Annotated in this window: 14 protein-coding genes and 2 riboswitches; of the genes, 11 read left to right on the top strand and 3 right to left on the bottom strand. The window is 65.0% G+C overall.

What is annotated here, in order from left to right; all coding sequences use genetic code 11:
• Positions 1–6 precede the first annotated feature (6 nt).
• From cobW to K3A84_RS18185, 3 genes are all read right to left on the bottom strand, one after another.
• Positions 7–1,044 carry a cobalamin biosynthesis protein CobW gene (gene cobW, locus K3A84_RS18175; protein WP_169495180.1) on the bottom strand — a complete coding sequence of 346 codons (1,038 nt, stop codon included), beginning with the start codon at positions 1,042–1,044 and terminating at the stop codon, positions 7–9.
• A gap of 184 nt (positions 1,045–1,228) precedes the next feature.
• Positions 1,229–1,454, bottom strand: a riboswitch (cobalamin riboswitch).
• Between the two features lie 69 nt (positions 1,455–1,523).
• Positions 1,524–2,588 (bottom strand): HoxN/HupN/NixA family nickel/cobalt transporter, encoded by a 1,065-nt coding sequence (locus K3A84_RS18180; RefSeq protein ID WP_225010904.1) that lies wholly within the window; start codon positions 2,586–2,588, stop codon positions 1,524–1,526.
• Positions 2,588–4,600 (bottom strand): TonB-dependent receptor, encoded by a 2,013-nt coding sequence (locus tag K3A84_RS18185; RefSeq protein ID WP_404823181.1) that lies wholly within the window; start codon positions 4,598–4,600, stop codon positions 2,588–2,590. The genes K3A84_RS18180 and K3A84_RS18185 overlap by 1 nt, the downstream gene beginning before the upstream one ends.
• Before the next feature lie 136 nt (positions 4,601–4,736).
• A riboswitch (cobalamin riboswitch) is annotated at positions 4,737–4,978 on the bottom strand.
• A gap of 593 nt (positions 4,979–5,571) precedes the next feature.
• Here K3A84_RS18185 and K3A84_RS18190 point away from each other — a divergent pair.
• The 11 genes from K3A84_RS18190 (at position 5,572) to K3A84_RS18240 (ending at position 18,606) form a co-directional block, all read left to right on the top strand.
• Positions 5,572–6,960, top strand: a complete 1,389-nt coding sequence (locus tag K3A84_RS18190) for a porin (RefSeq protein WP_225010905.1) — start codon at positions 5,572–5,574, stop codon at positions 6,958–6,960.
• An 83-nt stretch (positions 6,961–7,043) separates the two neighbouring features.
• Positions 7,044–7,895, top strand: coding sequence for a DUF6662 family protein (locus K3A84_RS18195; RefSeq protein WP_225010906.1), 852 nt, complete (start codon positions 7,044–7,046; stop codon positions 7,893–7,895).
• An 11-nt stretch (positions 7,896–7,906) separates the two neighbouring features.
• Positions 7,907–8,458, top strand: coding sequence for an FMN-binding protein (locus K3A84_RS18200; protein ID WP_225010907.1), 552 nt, complete (start codon positions 7,907–7,909; stop codon positions 8,456–8,458).
• A gap of 14 nt (positions 8,459–8,472) precedes the next feature.
• The gene (locus K3A84_RS18205) at positions 8,473–9,303 is read left to right on the top strand and encodes an FAD:protein FMN transferase (protein ID WP_225010908.1); all 831 of its coding nucleotides are present in this window, start codon (positions 8,473–8,475) and stop codon (positions 9,301–9,303) included.
• Positions 9,303–9,752 (top strand): hypothetical protein, encoded by a 450-nt coding sequence (locus K3A84_RS18210; protein ID WP_225010909.1) that lies wholly within the window; start codon positions 9,303–9,305, stop codon positions 9,750–9,752. The genes K3A84_RS18205 and K3A84_RS18210 overlap by 1 nt, the downstream gene beginning before the upstream one ends.
• A gap of 91 nt (positions 9,753–9,843) precedes the next feature.
• Entirely contained in the window at positions 9,844–10,755 is a 912-nt protein-coding gene (locus K3A84_RS18215) for a HEPN domain-containing protein (RefSeq protein ID WP_225010910.1), read from the top strand.
• A gap of 288 nt (positions 10,756–11,043) precedes the next feature.
• Entirely contained in the window at positions 11,044–11,457 is a 414-nt protein-coding gene (locus K3A84_RS18220) for a single-stranded DNA-binding protein (protein ID WP_225010911.1), read from the top strand.
• A gap of 564 nt (positions 11,458–12,021) precedes the next feature.
• Positions 12,022–12,312, top strand: coding sequence for a ribbon-helix-helix protein, CopG family (locus tag K3A84_RS18225; protein WP_169494907.1), 291 nt, complete (start codon positions 12,022–12,024; stop codon positions 12,310–12,312).
• The gene (locus K3A84_RS18230; RefSeq protein ID WP_225010912.1) at positions 12,305–14,692 is read left to right on the top strand and encodes a type IV secretion system DNA-binding domain-containing protein; all 2,388 of its coding nucleotides are present in this window, start codon (positions 12,305–12,307) and stop codon (positions 14,690–14,692) included. The genes K3A84_RS18225 and K3A84_RS18230 overlap by 8 nt, the downstream gene beginning before the upstream one ends.
• A gap of 4 nt (positions 14,693–14,696) precedes the next feature.
• Entirely contained in the window at positions 14,697–17,675 is a 2,979-nt protein-coding gene (mobF, locus tag K3A84_RS18235) for a MobF family relaxase (RefSeq protein WP_225010913.1), read from the top strand.
• 337 nt (positions 17,676–18,012) lie between these two features.
• Positions 18,013–18,606, top strand: a complete 594-nt coding sequence (locus K3A84_RS18240; protein WP_225010914.1) for a hypothetical protein — start codon at positions 18,013–18,015, stop codon at positions 18,604–18,606.
• Positions 18,607–18,632 lie beyond the last annotated feature (26 nt).

Below are 18,632 nucleotides of genomic sequence, written 5' to 3' on the forward strand. Positions count from 1 at the left end.
CGGGGCTCAGCGGATGAGAACGGCCTCGATGGCGGCCACGTCCACATGGTCGCGCTCGGCGATCGCGACCAGCGTGGTGCGACGGGTTTCATCCGCGCGCCAGGGGCGATCGTACTGATGTCGCACGCGCGACCCCACCGCTTGCACCAGCAGTCGCATCGGCTTGCCCGTCACGGCGGCATGACCCTTCACGCGCAAGATGCGGTGATCGCGCGCCAGCGTTTCGATCCGGGCGACGAGGTCGGCCGGGTCGGAAATCTCGCCCAGCGTGACCACGGTGCTGTCGAAATCGTCGTGCTCGTGATCGTCCTCGCCGTCGTGGTGCGAGGGGCGCGCGTCGATGTCATCTTCGGCGGCGGCATCGAGGCCGAGGATCACGCGCGGATCGACCACACCGTCGACCAGCTCGATCACCGGCACGGGGCGGGGGGCCTCTGCAGCGATCACCGCGCGCGCGGCAGCGACGCCCTCCGGCCCTGCCAGGTCCACCTTGGTCAGCAGGACCATGTCGGCGCAGGCGAGCTGGTCCTCGAACACTTCGGACAGCGGGGTTTCGTGATCGATGCCCGGATCGGCCGCGCGCTGCGCGTCCAGCGCCGCCACATCGGGCGCGAACCGCCCCTCGGCCACGGCTTCCGCATCGGCCAGCGCCAGCACGCCGTCGACCGTGATCCGGCTGCGGATCGCGGGCCAGTCGAAGGCCTTGAGCAGCGGCTTGGGCAAGGCCAGCCCCGATGTCTCGATCAGGATGTGATCGGGACGCGGATCGAGCGCGAGCAGCTTTTCCACGGTGGGGATGAAATCGTCCGCCACGGTGCAGCAGATGCATCCATTGGCCAGTTCGACGATGTTTTCGGCCGGGCAATCGGGAATGGCGCACGACTGGAGGATATCGCCGTCCACGCCCAGCGTGCCGAATTCGTTGACCACCACGGCCAACCTGCGCCCCCCGGCATTGCGGATCAGGTGGCTGATGAGCGTGGTCTTCCCCGCGCCGAGAAAGCCGGTGACGATGGTGACGGGCACCTTCGAAAGATCGGACACGTACAACTCTCCCGCGCGCCAGAGCGAGACAGGGCGGGGCTTGCCGGACAGGTCCGGTCGGTGCGCGACGACGGGCGGGCGCGACGAAGCGCCCGTGACCACGCAACCCGTGCAGCCCCAGCCACACAGCTTCGTCGCTCAGACGGAGAGTTACCGTGCCGTGACCATCCCCTGGACCAAGGCAAGAGCGACCGGTGCGCCGGCAGGTCTCCTGGCTCGCGGGTCACAGCTTGATGCACGCCTTCCCAGACCGGCGCGTGCGCCGTCCAGTGGCTGCCCCTCGAAGGAGGCCAGTGCATCGCGCTATCCGCTTACAGTTGCAGGGACAGCCGCGGATTTGGGAAGGTTCGCTTCCCGCACCGCATTCCCGATTAAGCCCGTTTCCGGGCACCGGCGCGATCATGTGAAGGCCAAGCCAAGGCCATGCCTTCATGGGGCGATCTAGCGGGGTATCGCGGCCGATGCAATCACCTCGCAAGCTAAGGCGTCGTCGAAACCTCTATTTCGTCCAGCCGCTTCCAGCGATAGATGGCGAAGCTGGCCACCCAGCAGGCCACGAACAGGGCGATGATGGCAAAGCCAAGGCTGTTGAAATGCGTGCCCAGATCGGCGGCGAAGCTCCATGGCCAGCCGGTCAGCGCAAACCTGCTGCCGATCAGCGCAACCGTTTCGATGCCGCCGATCACGATCGCGACCGCTGCGGAAATCAGCGTGATGGTGATGTTGTAGTACAGCTTGCGGATCGGCTTCACGAACGCCCACTCATAGGCGCCGAGCATGACCACGCCATCGACCGTGTCGATCAGCGCCATGCCGGCGGCGAACAGCGCGGGCAGCACCAGGATGGTCGCAATGGAAAGGCCGTTGGCCGCCTGGCTGGCCGACATGCCAAGGATGGCGACTTCGGTCGCGGTATCGAACCCCAGCCCGAACAGGAACCCCAGCGGGGCCATGTGCCATGGCTTTGCCACCAGCCGGAACAGGCGCCCGAACACGCGCGACAGCACGCCGCGCGATCCGGTCAGGATGTCCAGATCCTCCTCGACGTAGGTTCCCCCGGCGCGGACGTGCCGGAACGTCCGCCAGACCGAGCGCAGGATCACGAGGTTCATCGCCGCGATGGTGAACAGGAACAGGGCAGAGGCCGATGTCGCGATCAGCGCGCCGATGTCCTTGAAGGCGCTGAACTGCGCCAATGCGGTCGTGGTCAGCGCAATGGTGGTCGATGCCACGGCGATGATCGCGGAGTGCCCGATGGCGAACCAGAACCCGACCGAGATCGGGCGCTGGCCCTGCTGCATCAGCTTGCGGGTGACGTTGTCGATGGCGGCGATGTGGTCGGCGTCGACCGCATGGCGCAGGCCCAGCCCCCAGGCCAGCAGCGCCGTGCCGAGCATCAGCGGCTGTGCATGAAACAGGCTGAACGCCCACATCCACGCCAGCAGGTTGGCGCCGACCAGCCCGGCAAACAGCCAGCCGATCCTGCGGCGAAGGGAAGGGGTGGAAGCCGGAGCGCGGTCGCGCGGCTTGAGAAGCGCGGCCATCAGAAGTTGACCTTTGCGCCAAAGCGCAGCGTTCGCGGTTCCACCACGCGGCTCAATCGACCGGCCGCAGGGCCATCGGCATCAAAGGCCGGGATATAGGATTCGTAGTAGTAGGCGATGTCCTTGTCCTTGCTGGCCAGCACGTTCAGCACTTCGCCGTAAAGCTCGATGCGTTTGCCGGTCCATGCGGCGCGGGCATTGACCACCGTGCTGCCGCGATCGCGGATGCTGTTGTCCTCGATCAGCGGCGAAGGCCCGAGGTGGCGGACCCGTACACTGGCCTTCCAGGGGTCAAGGATCACGGCCACGCTTGCCGACGCGGCGCCTTCAAAGGCATTGGGGATGTGGTCGCCGTTGTCGTAGCGCGCATGGCTGATGGTGTAGTTGCCATCCAGCGCAAGCCATGGAAGCGCCCGCCAGAAGGCCGTGGCCTCATACCCTTTGCGGCGGCTGGCCCCCGACGGTTCCACCGCGTTGGAATCGCCGACGAAGCGGAGTTCGCTGTCCACGCCCAGCCACCAACGGGTCAGTGTCAGCGTTACGCCGGAAAACTGCGCCCGCGCGCCCAGTTCGCGACCCGATCCGCGTACCAGCGCCGGAACCGGCGTTGTCGCGTTGACGGTGCCGCGCACGTCGTTGGAGTGAAAGCCACGCCCCCAGTTGCCATAGACTTCCAGATGCGGTGTCACGGCCCAGGACACAGACGCCTTGGGCGAGACCAGGAATGCCGATCCATCCCCCTGGCCCAGCGCCGCCGCGGCGGCATCGCGCGCCTTGATGGAATAGCGGTAGTAGTCGCCACGCAGGCCGCCCGTCAGGCGCAGTCCGGCCATCGGTGCCCAGGTCGCTTCGCCATAGAGCGCGGTCGACAGTTCCTTGACCCGGTAGTGGCCCAGCGATGCCAGGAACCGCCGGTCGACCGTCCGGTTCACGCCGACGTTGCCGATCGCATCGTACCGGCTCTCGATGCCGGTCGACAGCGTCAGCGCGGGGCCGATCGACCAGTTCTTCTGTGCGGTAAGCCCCATGATCCAGCGCTGGTCGAATTGCGCGATCTGCGCGCTGGTCCCGTCGGGATCGGCATAAGTCGGGTTGGAGAACATCGACCAGTCGTAGAACTGGGCATAGGCGTTGGCGTGCCATGTCGGCTGCTGCACCGCAATGTTGCCGATCAGGCGCGTGGTCTCGCCCCGCGCGGATGGATCGGGCGAGCAGAACACGTCGGGGCAGAGCGGTGTGCCGATGATGCGCTCGGGGATTTGCTCGGTCGGCCGCCATGTGGCGCGATAGGCGTGCAGCGATGCTTCCAGCGTTCCCTTGCCTGCCGGCGCTCGATACTTGGCGAAGCCGGCATAGTGGCGCAGCCGCTCGGGCTCCTGCCATGGTCCGTCATAGATCTTGGCCTGTCCCACCAGCGTCAGGTCGCCTGCGCCCAGATGGTGCATGGTTCCGCCCGCCGCCAGCCTGCGCCAGCCATACGAACCGCTTTCAAGCGAGGCCCAAGGCCGATCGTACCCGTCAACGGTAGCCATGTACGCGGCTCCGGCCAGCGCCAGATCGCCGCCATCGGCGCGATAGGGGCCTTTGCGGAAGTCCTCGCGGGCGATGACTTCGGGGATCAGGCCATTGAGATCGAGGTAGCCTTGCCCGTGCCCGTGCGTGCGAAAGTTCATCTGCACGCCGTCGATATAGGTGGTGAAGTCCGATCCGTGGTCGAGGTTGAAGCCGCGCAGGAAGTACTGGTTGGCCTTGCCGCTGCCGGAATGCTGCGCAGCGACCATGCCGGGCACGGCCTCCAGCAGTTCGGCCACGCGCAGCAGCGGGCGCACGAGCAGGTCGGCCCCGCCGACGCTGCCTTCGCTTGCGGCATGGGCGGTGCCGATCTTGGTTTCGCCGCGTCCGAACACGACGATGCCGGCGGCTGCCGCGTCGTCTTCGGCTGCGTTGGCAGGGCATGGCGTGGTGCAGAGGGACAGCGCCAGCGCGCTGGCGGGAAGAATGGGCTTGATCACGATACGAAGTGCTCCGGCATCTTGCGACTGAACCGGACGCCCGCGCGCGCGACGTTGCCGTCGCCCGACGAGTGCCGGTGGTTGAACGTCGCTCAGACGGAGTTCACCGTGCCTTGGCCATCCCCTGGGCCAGGGCAAGAGCGACCAGACGCCGGCAGGTCTCCTGGCTCGCGGGTCATCGCTTGATGCATGCCTTCCCAGGCCTCGCATGGTTCTGCGTCCGGCCCAGTGGCTACTTCCCCGTGATTCCAGGGGAAGCGGTTGCATCGCGCTCGCCGCTTACAGTTGCAGGGACAGCCTCGGCTTCGGACCGGCACGAAGCCGATCCTCACCGCGTTCCCGTTTAAGCCCTTTCGGGCACCGGCGCGATCATTTGTGCCTGCGGAATGTCGCCGCAGGCAGGGGGTGTCTAGTTGAAATGATAAGCGATGCAAGCCCGCATCGCCTGCCTGCGCGCGCGCTCGCGCTGCCCGTGCGCTGTCACGAACGGCTGCGGTCGTATGCGCCCTTGGAGCGCGTTGTCCGCATTTAGTGAACGTTTGCTACAGCCGCGCGCGATGAAAAAAGGCTTATCTTTCTATGTTTTTGCCACTCCATGGAGTCCCCTTCAGTCCGTGGCGGTTGATTGGGCGCGCCAGACCGTTTGGCCTTGCTGGCAGCCTGGGATGCCGCGGTGTCGCCTGGCTAAGGATGAATGATGTTGAGCCGATTGTGGGGGACGGCGTCCAGAAATCTAGGGGCTGCTCACTCTGGCCCGGCCAACGGGTCATGGCCTGATCGTAAGAACGCAATCGGAGTCGCAAATTTCTGCGTTCCGGAAGTCACGGATGAGCCTGCGCGCGCCAGGCCGCAGGGTTGGATTGCGTGATCCGGGGTTGGCGGCATTAGACACATTTAGATACGATTCAGCAACAAGATATTGCGAACGATTATCAATCTCGTTAGGAGGGCGGGACTCGAAGGGGGATTGAATGAAGAAGATCGCAGCACTGCTCGCGGCGACATGCCTGGCGACCGCCACGCCTGCGATCGCCGCAGACGTTTCGCTCGAAGCGCAGGTCGCGCAGCTCAAGGCGCAAGTGGCAGCACAGAACGAGCTGCTGGCATCGCAGGCCGCGCGCCTCGAACAGATCGAGGCGCGGTTGCGGGCGGCATCCGAACCCGCGCAGTCGCTCGCTGTTGCGGCGCCCCCGGTGGTCGATCAGGGCACGACGCCAGCCTCCGCGCCGACGCAGGCGCTGGCGGTCAATGCCGGCAGGGCCGGATCGGGCGCAGCCTTTGGCTCCGACACGACGATCGGCGGCTATGGCGAGATCACCTACAACGGTTACCTCAAGGACAGCAGCCGCAACCAGGCCGACCTCAAGCGGCTTGTGTTATTCGTCGGCCACCGCTTCAGCGACAAGTTGAGCTTCACCAGCGAGATCGAGGTGGAACACGCGGTCGCCAGCGCCGGGGACGAGGGCGAGGTCGCCATCGAGCAGGCCTATCTCGACTATGCGATCAATTCGTCGCTGAACCTCAAGGCCGGCCTGTTCCTGATGCCGTTCGGCTTCCTCAACCGCAGTCACGAGCCGCCGGTGTTCTATGGCGTCGAACGCAACGAGGTCGAGACGCGGATCATCCCGTCGACATGGCGCGAAGGCGGCGTGAGCCTCTATGGCAGCACGCCGTTCGGGCTGAACTACGACGTGGGCGTGACGACCGGCTTCGATATCGCCAAGCTCGACGATGCGGGCGCGCCGCTTGCCGGATCGCACCAGGAATTGCAGCTGGCCAAGGCGTCGAACCTGTCGTTTTACGGCTCGCTGGAATATCAGGGCGTGCCCGGCCTGCTTGTCGGCGGGGCAGTGTTCAGCGGCAATGCCACGCACAACAACGCCGATTTCAAGGCGGACAACGCCCTGCCAGACTTCTCCGGGATCACGTCGCGCATCACCTTGTGGGACGTGCATGGCCGCTGGCAGCACAAGGGCTTTGACTTCCAGGCGCTTTATGCGCGCGGGACGGTCAGCCGCGCCGCCGCGCTCGATGGCGTGGTCGCCGCCTACAACGCGGCCAACGGCACCGTTCTGACGCTGGCGCCTTCGGCCTTCTACGGCTGGTACGCGCAAGGTGCGTACAGCATCGCGCTGGGCGGCGAGGCGACGCTCGACCCGTTCGTGCGCTACGAGAAGTTCGACACGCAGGCCGTGCTGCCGCTGGGCCTGTTGTCCGATCCCGTAAACCGCGACCGGGTGCTGACGACGGGTCTGTCGTTCCACCCGCTGCGCTCGGTGGTGGTCAAGGTAGATTATCAGAAATTCTTCCAAAACAAGGACAACAACCGGTTCAATTTGGGCCTTGGCTACATGTTCTGATCTGAAGGTTTTTCCCGATGCACAATATTGATGGACGGTCCTGCCGCGGCTTGCGGACGGGAATGCTGGCTGGTGCCTGCGCAATGCTGCTGCCTACGGCGGCTTATGCCGACGAGAACCTCTTCGGCTATAACACCGGCGCGGAGACGCTACCCAAGGGATCCGGTGAAATCTACGTGTTCAACACGCTGCGCACCGACAAGGGCCAGGGGACATACAAGGCGCTCGATACCGAAATCGAAGGGGAATACGGCGTCACCGACCGGATCACGCTGTCAGCGGCGGCGAGCTTCCTCACTATCGACACGCACGGCCTGCTGATCGATGGCTATCTGCCGGCGGCGATCGACAAGGGCCCGCGCTTTTCGGGCATCGAGGCCAAGGCCAAGTTCAACGTGCTGAGCCCGGCGCTCGACAACTTCGGGCTGGCGGTCATCACCTCGGCCGAGGTCAAGAAGCTCGATCCGCACAGTGGGCAGGACAAGACCGAATATGAAGGCAAGGTCGTTCTCGCCGCGCAGAAGTATTTCCGGCAAGGGCAGATCGTGTGGGTCGCCAACCTGGGGCTGAAGGCCGGGCACGAAACCCGCAAGGCGATCGCCAACCTGCCGGACGGCTTCGACTGGCCGACCACGCCGGAAATGGAAATCGAACTGTCGGCGGGCACGGGCCTGACGTACCGCGTGGCGCCCAACTGGTTTGTCGGCGCGGAAACGCAATATACCTCGGAATACGAGACCGAGGTCGGGCAGGAGCGCTGGTCGCTGTTCGCGGGGCCGACAATCCATTATGGCGGGCAGAAGTTCTGGGCGACAGCGACATGGTTTCCGCAGCTCAAGGGCGGGGGCGAGCGCTATCCGGGGCAGACTGGCAACCTGCACCTGATCGAAAAGACCAAGACCGAGTTCCGGCTGAAGCTGGGCATGAATTTCTGAGGAGTCGCATCGTGTCACATCGCAACTGGCCCGTGCTGGCCGCGCTTCCCGTCCTGGCGGTCGTTGCGGCCCCCGCATGGGCCGCCGACTATCTGACCGTCGAGCAGGCCCAGCACGCGCTCATCCCGCAAGCGCAGGCGTTCACCGCCATTCCGCTGACGCTGACCCCGGCCCAGATGACACGAATCCGGCAGATGTCGGGCACGCCGCAGCGCACCGCGCAGCCCAGGGTGTGGCGCGCGCAGCGCGGCGCGGCGATGCTCGGCTGGATCATCGTGGACGAGGTGATCGGCAAGCACGAATTCATCACTTATGCGACCGGAATTTCGCCCGATGGCCACGTGCTCGGCGTCGAGATCCTGAGCTATCGGGAATCCAAGGGCGGGCAAGTGCGCGACCCGCGCTGGCGCGACAGGTTCCGGGGCAAGACGCTGGCCGATCCGTTCCGGCTCAATCAGGACATCCCCAACATCTCCGGGGCAACCCTGTCGAGCCGCAATGTGACCGACGGGGTCAAGCGCCTGCTGGCGATCCACGCTGTGGCGCTGGCCCACGCGGGCTGATTGCTGCGCCGCGCATGATGACCCGCTGCCGCCCGCTGCTGGGTACGTTCGTCGAGATCACGACCCCGGAGGGGCACGTATCGGCGGTGGACGCGGCCTTTGCGGCCATCGCACATGTGCACGCGCGCATGTCGTTCCATCGGGACGACAGCGATCTGGCGCTGCTGCGGAAGGCCAGCGCGGGCGATGTGGTACGCCTCGATGCCGAGACGGTCCGGGTGCTGCGCCTCGCGCTGGACCTGCACGGACAAAGCGGTGGCCTGTTCGATGTGGCGGTGGCGGGCCCGGCGCTTGTCCGCAGCGGGTTCCTGCCGCGCTGCGACATCGCGCGACTTTCCGACTATCGCGGCACCAGCGCCGACCTTGCCATCCTTGATGACCAGCACGTGCGCGTGGAAAAGTGCGTACTGGTCGATCTGGGCGGCATCGCCAAGGGCCATGCCGTGGACCTTGCCGTGGATGTCCTGCAAGGCATGGGCGTGCCCGAAGGGCTGGTGAACGCAGGTGGCGATCTGCGCGCGTTTGGCGATCGGGATTGGCCGGTGGCGCTGCGCGATGCTGACGATATTGCGCGCATTTCGGTGGCCGCGCGCCATTGCGCCATCGCCAGCTCGGCCAATCTCCTCAACCGCCGTCGCCATCGCGGGCAGCCGCAGTCGCCGCATATCGGCGTGCAGGGGCGTTCCGTGCTGTGCGACGAGCGTGTCACCGTGGTCGCGCCCCTGTGCGCCATCGCCGACGCCATGACCAAGGTCGCCATGGCCGATATGCCCCTCGCGCAGCGCCTTCTGACCACCTGCGGCGGCCATGTCCTGCAAACGCCACACCACGAAAGTCATACCTGATGGTTCATCGTCGATCGGCCAAACTGGCGTCCTGGCAGATCTGGCTGCTCGCGCTCAGCGGCATGGGCCTCTGGCTGTCGGGCTGCGGGTGGCTGCTGCTGCACTATTATGGCCAGAAGCAGGGAGAGTTCGGGCCCGAGATGAACCCCGTCGAACCGTGGATGATGAAGGCGCACGGGCTGTTCCTCATCCCGGCGCTGCTGGGCATCGGCGGGATGTTCATTGCTCACATTCCCAAGGGCTGGGCACACCGGCATCAGCGGATCGCCGGGGTCGCGCTGTGTGTTGTTCTCGCCGCGCTGATCGCGAGCGGGTACATGCTGTACTACGTCGGCGACGAAGACTTGCGGGCCTGGACCAGCCTTGCGCACTGGACGATCGGCCTCGGCCTGCCGGTGGTCTTCCTTTGGCATTACCTCAACGGCCTCCGCGCGCGTCGCCGGATCTGACGAAGAGTTTTAGTCGTCGACCAATCACCCTCAGGGTGCAGCAGTCACTTTGCCCTTGGCAGCGACGTCGAAACCGGCGATTCTAGATGTCATGCAATCCGGTCGCAACCATCTTCCCGAAGGCAAGCGGCGCGAACTCGCGCACGTGGTCGATACCGTACGCGCCGGCTTTGCCGCAGCGATCGCGCATAGGACGCAGCCGCGCTATCGGATGGGCAAGCTGCTCAAGATCGTTCTGTTTGGGTCCTATGCTCGCGGAGACTGGGTGGAAGATCCGGTGGGGCGCTACTTTTCCGATTATGACCTGCTTGTGGTCGTGAACCATGACGATCTCACCGACATTGCCGAGTTCTGGGAAGCCACCGAGAACCGGCTGCTGGCCGACCTGTCTGCTGGCACGGTCCTGCGCACGCCGGTCAGCCTCATTTACCACAGCCTCGATGACGTAAATGAGAAGCTCCGGCTTGGCCGGTACTTTTTCATGGACATCCTCAAGGATGGCATTGTCCTGTTCGAGGAACCGGGTTTCTCCTTTGCAGAGCCGCTCCCGCTGTCGCGCGAGCAGGCGCTGCGGGAGACGCAGGACTACTTTGATGACTGGTTCAAGAGCGCTACGAACTTCGAGACTTTAGCGAAAAGCGCGCAAACAAACGGCATGCCCAAGGAGGCGGCGTTCCTCTTTCACCAAGCGGTCGAGCGGTTCTACCACTGTCTCTTCCTCGTTCGCACGCTCTGGTCACCCAAATCTCACAATCTCAACCGCCTCAGGGATATGGCCGAGGAACTTGAGCCAACATTGAAGGATGTCTGGCCGCGAACAGGGCGCTTCGAGAAGCGATGCTATGCCCTGCTGCGCGATGCCTATGTGAAGGCAAGGTATGCGCCATCGTACCGCATTACGGCGGACGAACTCGCTTGGATCGCCGGGAGGGTGCAGGTGCTTCAGGCACTGGTGGAGAGCGCCTGCGAGGCACGCATCGAGGATCTTGTCAGAGCAGCCTGACGTGACGTCCGGTTCTTCACGGCGGCCGGTTGCGACCGCTTGCCCGTGTCCAAAGAACATCCCCTTCCGAGACTGAAACACGCCCCTGTCCGAAGCCGGAGAGGACACGCAACCCGCGCCGATGCGTACCGTGTTGCCGCGCCTTGCGCGGCTGCCCGCACCACTCCTTCCGGCGGGGTTTCCCTGCGCTGCGCTCCGGTGCGGTCCCCTCCGCCCCCGGACCTTTCGGGGCTCAGTCGAAGGGATGGTCCCTTGGACACTCAGCAGAGCAACGACAAGGAAATCCCTATGAAGAACACCGTCATCCTCGCAGGCTTCGTCGGCAGCAATCCGGAAGTCCGCACCACCCAGAATGGGGCTTCGATCACCAGCCTCTCCATCGCCACCACTCGCAGCTTCAAGGATGTCGAAGGTCATCGCCAGACCGAGACCGAATGGCATCGGATCACCTGCTTCAACGGCGTCGGCAAGTCAGTGGCAGAGCACGTTACCAAGGGCGCCCTGGTCATGGTCACGGGCCGCATCCACTACACCCGCTGGACAGACAAGAACGGACAGTTCCGCTACGGCTGCGAGATCATCGCCGAGCAGGTCGACTTCCTCGCCAAGGCGAAGGAGAAAGCAGCAGGCGATGCCGAACTCCCGCTGGAGGAAACCGCGGAACCGGCTCCTGCCAGGTCCACCCGGCGGCGCTCGAAGTAGCGCCGCTTCGATCACCATACCGATCCCAAACCGGCCCCGGCGGACCCATCCGCAGGGGCCTTTTTTCTGTCTAGTTTCCCCCCCTCCAGATCGCGTTGAAGCGACGTTGGCAGCGCCTTTTGAAGACGCTGACTCTCTTGGTAATTTGCCCCCTCGAGATGGCTATTTGGTAGCCAGGACGGAACAAAGCCGGAAAATCTGCTTCCGGCCTACTCGCCTTTCAACGCCCTCCGGGCTATAGGTGCTGCCGGAAAGCCCCGGTTTTCTGGCATTTCCGTCAAGAATCGCAACCCCCGTGCACAGGCCCTCTGAAGCTGTTTTGGAAGGCACACCGTACACGGCGGGGCCGTCGTCAAAGAACGGCAGAAATCCGCCATTTTGCCGCCCTTTGCCTTTGCTGCAGCCCGCTGCAGTTCACCGGCTTCTCTCGCAAGGTGCTGAATTTACGCCATTTCCGGCTGCTGTCGGCTGCAGCCCGATTTCGGTTCGACAGCATCTCGGCAGCGGCGTAGGATCGGCGCTGCGATTACCGAAACCACGTTCCCTCAAGGCAAGGGAACGCTGGTGAAGACCTTCAGGGATGTGGGCGTCTCGCTCGCGCAGGACCAGTTCGCACGGATCGACGCGCTGGCTTCAGGCCTTGGCATGTCGCGCTCGGCCATCATCCGCCAGCTGATCGATGTGGGGCTCCCGTTCGTCGAGGCCGGGCACGGCGTCAACGTCACGCGCCTCATCGCAATCATTGAAAGTACGCAGGCCGCGACCGACCGGTTGCTCACCCTGGCCGACCCCGAATTCGCCGAGCGGCTGCCCGCGCTCACTATCGAGCGGCTCAAGGCCTACCACGATGCGTGAGCGCGGCATCCGCTTCGATGGCCGCCCTGCCACGGTCCAGCACCACTCGGCGCGGGGGCGGGTGATCCGCAACGCCGGCCACTTCACGCGCGGCTCGCAGCTGCTGACGCACGAAGTGCTGATGACCTGGCAGGGGGTGAAGCTGCCGCTGGTGATCGGCTTCTTCGCCTTCACGATCCTCGCCTCGCTGATCCTGACCTTCCACATGGAGGACCACGAGATCCAGCTCGTGCTGATGAAGCTCTATGCGCTCGCCTGGGACATGGTCGATTTTGACCCCACCCACGTGATCAATCTGACTCTGCCCTCGGACCACGTCATTCGGGTGCCGATGGGGGCAGTCCCCTACAACAGTGCGGTCCGCATCGCCTGGGCCAAGGCCATGCACTGTGCGTTCGCCGCCGCGATCGGCGCGGCGTTCCTCACGATCCCGCTCTCGATCTGGTTCGTCGATGTGTCGCGTCGGCGCGGGATCGAGATCCTCAAAGAACGCCACGAGCGCGGCGCTATGCTGGTCGAGCGGTCCGTCCTCCTGCGCGAAATCGCCGCGCACAACCATGCCGAGCTGGCGCGCGAGCTTGCCCGGATCGATCCACGCCTTGATGCCGCACGGGTTGCGACGACCTCGCCAGCGCGGCGGCTCGCCATGGGTGTGCCCGCACCCTACGACATGGCCGGTGTTCCATTCCCCTGGCGGCTCGAGCAGAGCCACGCGATGTTGATCGGCACGACCGGTGCGGGCAAGACGACGCAGTTGCGCTCGATCGTCGCGCAGGCGCGCGAGCGGGGGCACCGCTGTGTGATTTTCGATCTGACCGGCGCTTTCGTCGAGAGCTTCTACGATCCTTCGCGCGACCACATCCTCAATCCGATGGACGAGCGTTGCCCGCCCTGGACGATCTTCAACGACTGCGCGAACTATGCCGACTTCACTGCCGCTGCCGCCGCGCTCATCCCGAGCGATGGCGGCAATGCCGAACCCTTCTGGGCGATGGCCGCGCGCACCCTGTTCGTCGAGATGTGCGTGAAGCTCGCAGAAGCCGGCCTCACCTCCAACGGCGCCATCGCCCATCACCTGATGCACGCCGATCTGTCCGCCGTGCACCGGATGCTCGAGAATACCATCGCCGATCCCCTGACCGCCACCCAAGCCGCGCGCATGGCGGAATCGATCCGGGCGGTGTTCAACACAAATGCACAGGTCATCCGCTTCCTGCCCGATCCGGTCGAAGGCGGGTTGGCGCCGTTCTCGATCAACGCGTGGATGCGCGCGGAAGCGCGCGATGGCGGGATCCTCTTCATCACCTCGACCCATACCGACCTCACACTCAATCGCGCGCTGCTGACGCTGTGGATGGACATGGCGGTCAACGCGCTGATGCGGCTCGAGCGCACCCGCGACTTGCGCACCTGGTTCCTGTTCGACGAGGTCCATGCGCTCCACCGCCTGCCCGCAATCGAGCATGGCCTACAGACCGCGCGCGCCTTTGGCGGTGCGTTTGTGTTGGGCATGCACAGTTTCGACAAGCTTGCAGAAACCTACGGCGAGCAGGGCGCCATCAACCTCGCCGCATTGGCGCGGACCAAACTGATCCTCTCGACCGCCGACATGGAAACCGCGCGGGTATGCGCCGAGTTCATCGGCAACCGCGAAGTCCGCGAGATGGATGAGGCCTATTCCTACGGCTACAACAACACCCGCGATGCCTCGACCCTGACGCCGCGTACCGAGGTCAAGCCGCTCGTCATTCCCGACGACATCATGAATCTCCCTGCGCTCTACGGTTTCCTCAAGTTTCCCGACGGGTTCCCGGCCACGCGCATCCGCCTTGCCTGGCGCGACTATCCGGCCGTGGCCGAGCCCTGGCGACGACGCGCCAGCCTGAGGCCCGCGCCTTTTGTGCCGCCGGGCGGCAGCGCCGCGCCTGCGGAAGGGGAGGGCGGCGTCGAACCCGTGCCTGCGCGGACTGGAGCGGAGTTGCGTGCAGTGGCGGGGCAGATCGTGCCCGAGGAACGCGCCCGTCTGACCGATGACCTGTTCACCGCGGCCGACCGGCGCGAGGTGACCGCGGGCGAGCGCGAAACCGATACGCGCGCTGCCGGCGAACCGGATAACCCAAGCCAGCCAGAAGCGGGCCTCGCCGGACTCATCGGCAACATGCGTTCGCAAAGCACGGGGGAGCCGCGCCTTGCCGACAGCGCGCGCGATGCCGCGATCGGCAGGCGAGCCGGGATCGCAGCGTCCCGCAAGGTGCCCGAGCAGCTCGCGGCGCGCGAGGAACAGCTGGGTTTCGACTACACCGACCGCCACGCGCGGCGGGGGCACGACGCGTCCGAGGTGGGCCTCGGCAGCGACGACGGTCCGGGCATCGGGGACTGACGCGATGTTGTCGGTGGCTCCGGTGCGATCGGCGGGCGGGGCGGCGAGTTATTTCGCGAAGGACGATTACTACACCGGCGAACACGCTTCGGAGATGAGCGAATGGGGCGGGGAGGGGGCTGCCGCGCTGGGCCTTGACGGCGAGGTCGGCAAGGCCACCTTCGAGACCCTGCTCAACGGCGCACTCCCCGATGGCGCCGTGGTCAATGCGCACGAGCATCGCCGGGCCGGCATCGACCTGACCTTCTCGATGCCCAAGTCAGCAAGCGTGCTGGCTTACGTCGCGGGCGACGAACGTCTGCTCGCCGCCCATCGCCTCGCGGTGCGTCAGACCATGGCCTGGGCGGAAAAGAAGTTCGCCGAAGCGCGCAGCTACGATCGCAATCGCAGTGGCGAGGCCGTGCGCACGGGCAACCTCGTCTATGCCATGTTCCAGCACGACACGAGCCGCAAGCTCGATCCCCAGGCGCACATCCACGTGGTCATCGCCGCGATCACGCGCACTGCGGCCGGGCAATGGCGCGCGCTATGGAATGGCGAGCTATGGAAGAACAGCGCTGCGATCGGCAGCGCCTATCACGCGGCGCTGCGCACCGAGATCGAGAAGCTCGGTTACGAGACGCGCATTACCGGCAAGCACGGCCAGTTCGAAATCGAGGGCGTGCCCAAGGCCGTGATCGATGCTTTCAGCCAGCGCCGACAGGACATTCTCGCCAAGGCGGCCGAACTCGGGCGCGGCGCAGACGAAACCCGTATCCTTCGCGAAATCACCCGGCGCACGCGCGACGACAAGATCAACCTTGAAGACCGCGAGGCACTGCGGGGCCTGTGGCGCGATCGCGCGGCAGAGCTGGGGTTCGTCGGTACCTCGCTTGTGGCGGCGGCGCGCGAGCGCTCCGCTGCCAAGCCGGGCAGGGAAGGGCTGATCGGCACCCTGCGGCAGGCGGGCGACATCCTGCGATCCGTGCGCGATGCGGTCGGCACATACCTGCTGCCCGACGATCCGCTGGCCACCAACGGTCTTGCCCGCCTCAAGCTGTCGCCGCAGGCTTTTCGCAGCGAACTCGCCGTGGCTTCGGCATTGCGGATCATGGGCCAGCGCGAGGCGGCCTTTGCCATTGGCGAGCTTGCCAGCACGTCGCTCAACCTCGGAATCAAGGGGGTGACCATCGAGCGGGTCGAAGCGCGGATCGGTCAGCTTCTGGGCAGCGGCGCCCTCATCCCGGGTGTTTCCGATCGCGCAGATGGCGCGGTGACGCATGTGACCACGCCCGCTCATCTTGCCGCCGAGCGCAAGCTCCTCGACGGCATCGATGCCGGGCGGGGGCAGGGCGCTGTCGTTGTCTCGGCCGATCGGGCTGTCGAACGTCTCCAGCATGTCGCAGGCGACCATCCATTGAGTGCCGAGCAACTGGCTGCCGGCGTTCTTGCCTTGTCCAGCTCGGACCGGTTCGTGGTGATCCAGGGCGTTGCCGGTGCCGGCAAGACCACGCTGATCCGCAGCATCGCGGCGGTGGCGGGGGAGCATGGGCGCAGCGTGCTTGGTCTCGCCATGGCCAACAAGATGGTCGACATGTTGCGCGAGGAGGGGGGAATTGCCGCCGAGACCGTCGCGGCGTTTGTCCATGCGCATCGCTCTGCGACCGGGCAGGGCGCCGGGTCAGGGCTCGAGGCATCGCGCGACGCCCTGTCCGGCAAGATCCTCGTACTCGATGAGGCCTCGCTCGTTTCGACCGAGGCCATGAACGACCTTGTCCTCGTCGCCAATCGGATGGGTGTTGAGCGCATGGTGATGATCGGGGATCGCAAGCAGTTGCAGCCGATCGATGCCGGCAAGGCTTTCAGTCTTGTCCAATCGCACGGCCCCGCCATCGCACACCTCGAGGAAAGCCTGCGTCAGCGCACCGATGCGATGAAAGCTGTTGCGGGTCTTGCGCGGGCAGGGGCGTTTCGGGAGGCGTTCGAGGTGTTGGGCGACTGCGTGACCAGTGCCGGTGTCGAATATCGGGCGGTAGCGGCACAACGCTGGTTGGCGCTGTCGCCGGAAGATCGGGAGCGCACCGCGCTCTATGCGTCGGGCCGGGAAACCCGGTCCGAACTCAATGCGCTGGTGCAGGCCGGCTTACGCGCCGAGGGCGTTCTCGCCGGGGAAGGGTTGGAGCTGACCACGCTCCAGAAGGTCAATGTGACCCACGAGGAACTGCGCATGGCGCAAACCTACCGCAAGGGGCAGGTCGTTGAGGTATTTCGCAGAGATCGCCCGGCAGGGCTCGAAGCGGGCCGGTACGAGGTGCACTCGGCCAACGCCAAGGGCATGGTGACTTTGCGGGACGGGGCAGGGGGGCGTGTCCGTTTTTCGCCGGGCGAAATCGAGGCCGGTGACCACCGCGATGCCTTGGCGCTCTATGAGACCGAGAAAGTGCGGATCCATGAAGGTGACCGGATCCGTTGGAGTGCCAACGACAAGGATCGGGCGCTGTTCAATTCGGCTCAGGCGCGTGTGCTGGGCATTGATGCCGAGGGCGTGCGCATCGAGAACGCGCGCGGAGAAAGCTTTACGTTGCGTCGTGACGATCCGATGCTCGAACGGCTTGGTTTGGCTTATGCCATCAACATGCACCAGGCGCAGGGCATGACCTCGGACAAGGGCATCGGGGTCACGCATTCATCCGAACGCATGCTGTCGAACCAGCGTCTGACCTATGTCATGGCAACGCGCGTGCGCGACAATCTTGAGATCGTGACGAACGACAGGGATGCATTGCTCAGGACCATCGAAGGCAATCGGGGTGACAAGGCCAGCGCGCTGGAAGCGGTGGGGGAGAAAGTTGTCGATCCGCCTCCGACCACTGTCCGATCAGCTGCCCGCTTTTCGTCCGCGACATCAGCCGGTCTCGATCCTGCTTCCTTGCGCGCAGAGCCCGAGAAGCACCGGGGAATGCAGGCGCGGGTGCCTGAAAAGCGGTTGGATTTGGGGCTCTAGGGAACGCTGGTTTGCCAAGTCAAAAAATGGCGGTGTCACACCTCCGAGATTGATGGGGAGATCACTTGATTCCAGTCGGTTGATTGCGAGCGGTAGAGATATGCCGCCTGTGACACTTCACCCTTGGACAAAGTGACACTTTTCAGGGCAAAGCAGGTGCCGGTTGCCCATAGGCTGCCCCGTTTGCTTTGGCTTGCGGGAGATATGCTCCTTGGAACAGCGCCAATGAGTCTCGTTTCGCGAAGGCCGCTCGGGCGAAGTGTCACGCACGACAAACGACATGCGCGGTACGGGAAGGGGATTCACAGGATTCACCTTTTGTGCTCAATACTGATCCATGGAGAACGAGCCACAGATCACCGATTTCGGGGACATCTATGCGGTCCTGGTCGCAGCGTCGAACCGGCCGCGTTACGCCTTCATGGTCCTTCAGCTTGTCGCCGATCTCGCGGACAGGCGAGGGCAGGCGGGCCCCTTTGTGATGAGGGCAGGGGCACCCGTCCTGTTGCGCGACTGGTTGTGCACCAAGCTGCTGCCAATGACCGAGCAGCCCGCGCGCCGCGCCGCCCTACGGGCGCGCGTAACGGCAGGACTCCTTGCGGAACTGACTGGCGATGCGGCACGCGATGCCGTCCGGATCGACGCAGCTGTCGAAGAGCAGGTCCAGGCCGTCGGGCGCGCCAATATCAGCCGGGCGATTTCCGACCTCGTGCGTGCCGGCCTGATGACGCGGCACTATGCAGGCTATGCAACGAACCACAAGAACCGTGGAGGAGGGCGCCATGCGGTCTACGGGATCAAACCGCACGTACTGGGCTTGCTGCGCAAGCCTGCGCCGGTGCGACGACCGTCCGCCGTGCATACAAACCCGCAAGGCGAGTTGTTCGCTGTCCGAAGAACCAGGGCCGCACCGCATGGTACCGCCCTTTAGGCGCGGTCGATATGGTGCCAGAGATA

The organism is Novosphingobium percolationis (assembly GCF_020179425.1).
Lineage (GTDB): Bacteria > Pseudomonadota > Alphaproteobacteria > Sphingomonadales > Sphingomonadaceae > Novosphingobium > Novosphingobium percolationis.

Coding starts and splice junctions, on each gene's coding strand:
- K3A84_RS18180 (WP_225010904.1), bottom strand. CDS start 2,588: ATGGCCGCGCTTCTCAAGCCGCGCGACCGCGCTCCGGCTTCCACCCCT.
- K3A84_RS18190 (WP_225010905.1), top strand. CDS start 5,572: ATGAAGAAGATCGCAGCACTGCTCGCGGCGACATGCCTGGCGACCGCC.
- K3A84_RS18195 (WP_225010906.1), top strand. CDS start 7,044: ATGCTGCTGCCTACGGCGGCTTATGCCGACGAGAACCTCTTCGGCTAT.
- K3A84_RS18205 (WP_225010908.1), top strand. CDS start 8,473: ATGATGACCCGCTGCCGCCCGCTGCTGGGTACGTTCGTCGAGATCACG.
- K3A84_RS18210 (WP_225010909.1), top strand. CDS start 9,303: ATGGTTCATCGTCGATCGGCCAAACTGGCGTCCTGGCAGATCTGGCTG.
- K3A84_RS18215 (WP_225010910.1), top strand. CDS start 9,844: ATGCAATCCGGTCGCAACCATCTTCCCGAAGGCAAGCGGCGCGAACTC.
- K3A84_RS18220 (WP_225010911.1), top strand. CDS start 11,044: ATGAAGAACACCGTCATCCTCGCAGGCTTCGTCGGCAGCAATCCGGAA.
- K3A84_RS18230 (WP_225010912.1), top strand. CDS start 12,305: ATGCGTGAGCGCGGCATCCGCTTCGATGGCCGCCCTGCCACGGTCCAG.
- mobF (WP_225010913.1), top strand. CDS start 14,697: ATGTTGTCGGTGGCTCCGGTGCGATCGGCGGGCGGGGCGGCGAGTTAT.
- K3A84_RS18240 (WP_225010914.1), top strand. CDS start 18,013: ATGGAGAACGAGCCACAGATCACCGATTTCGGGGACATCTATGCGGTC.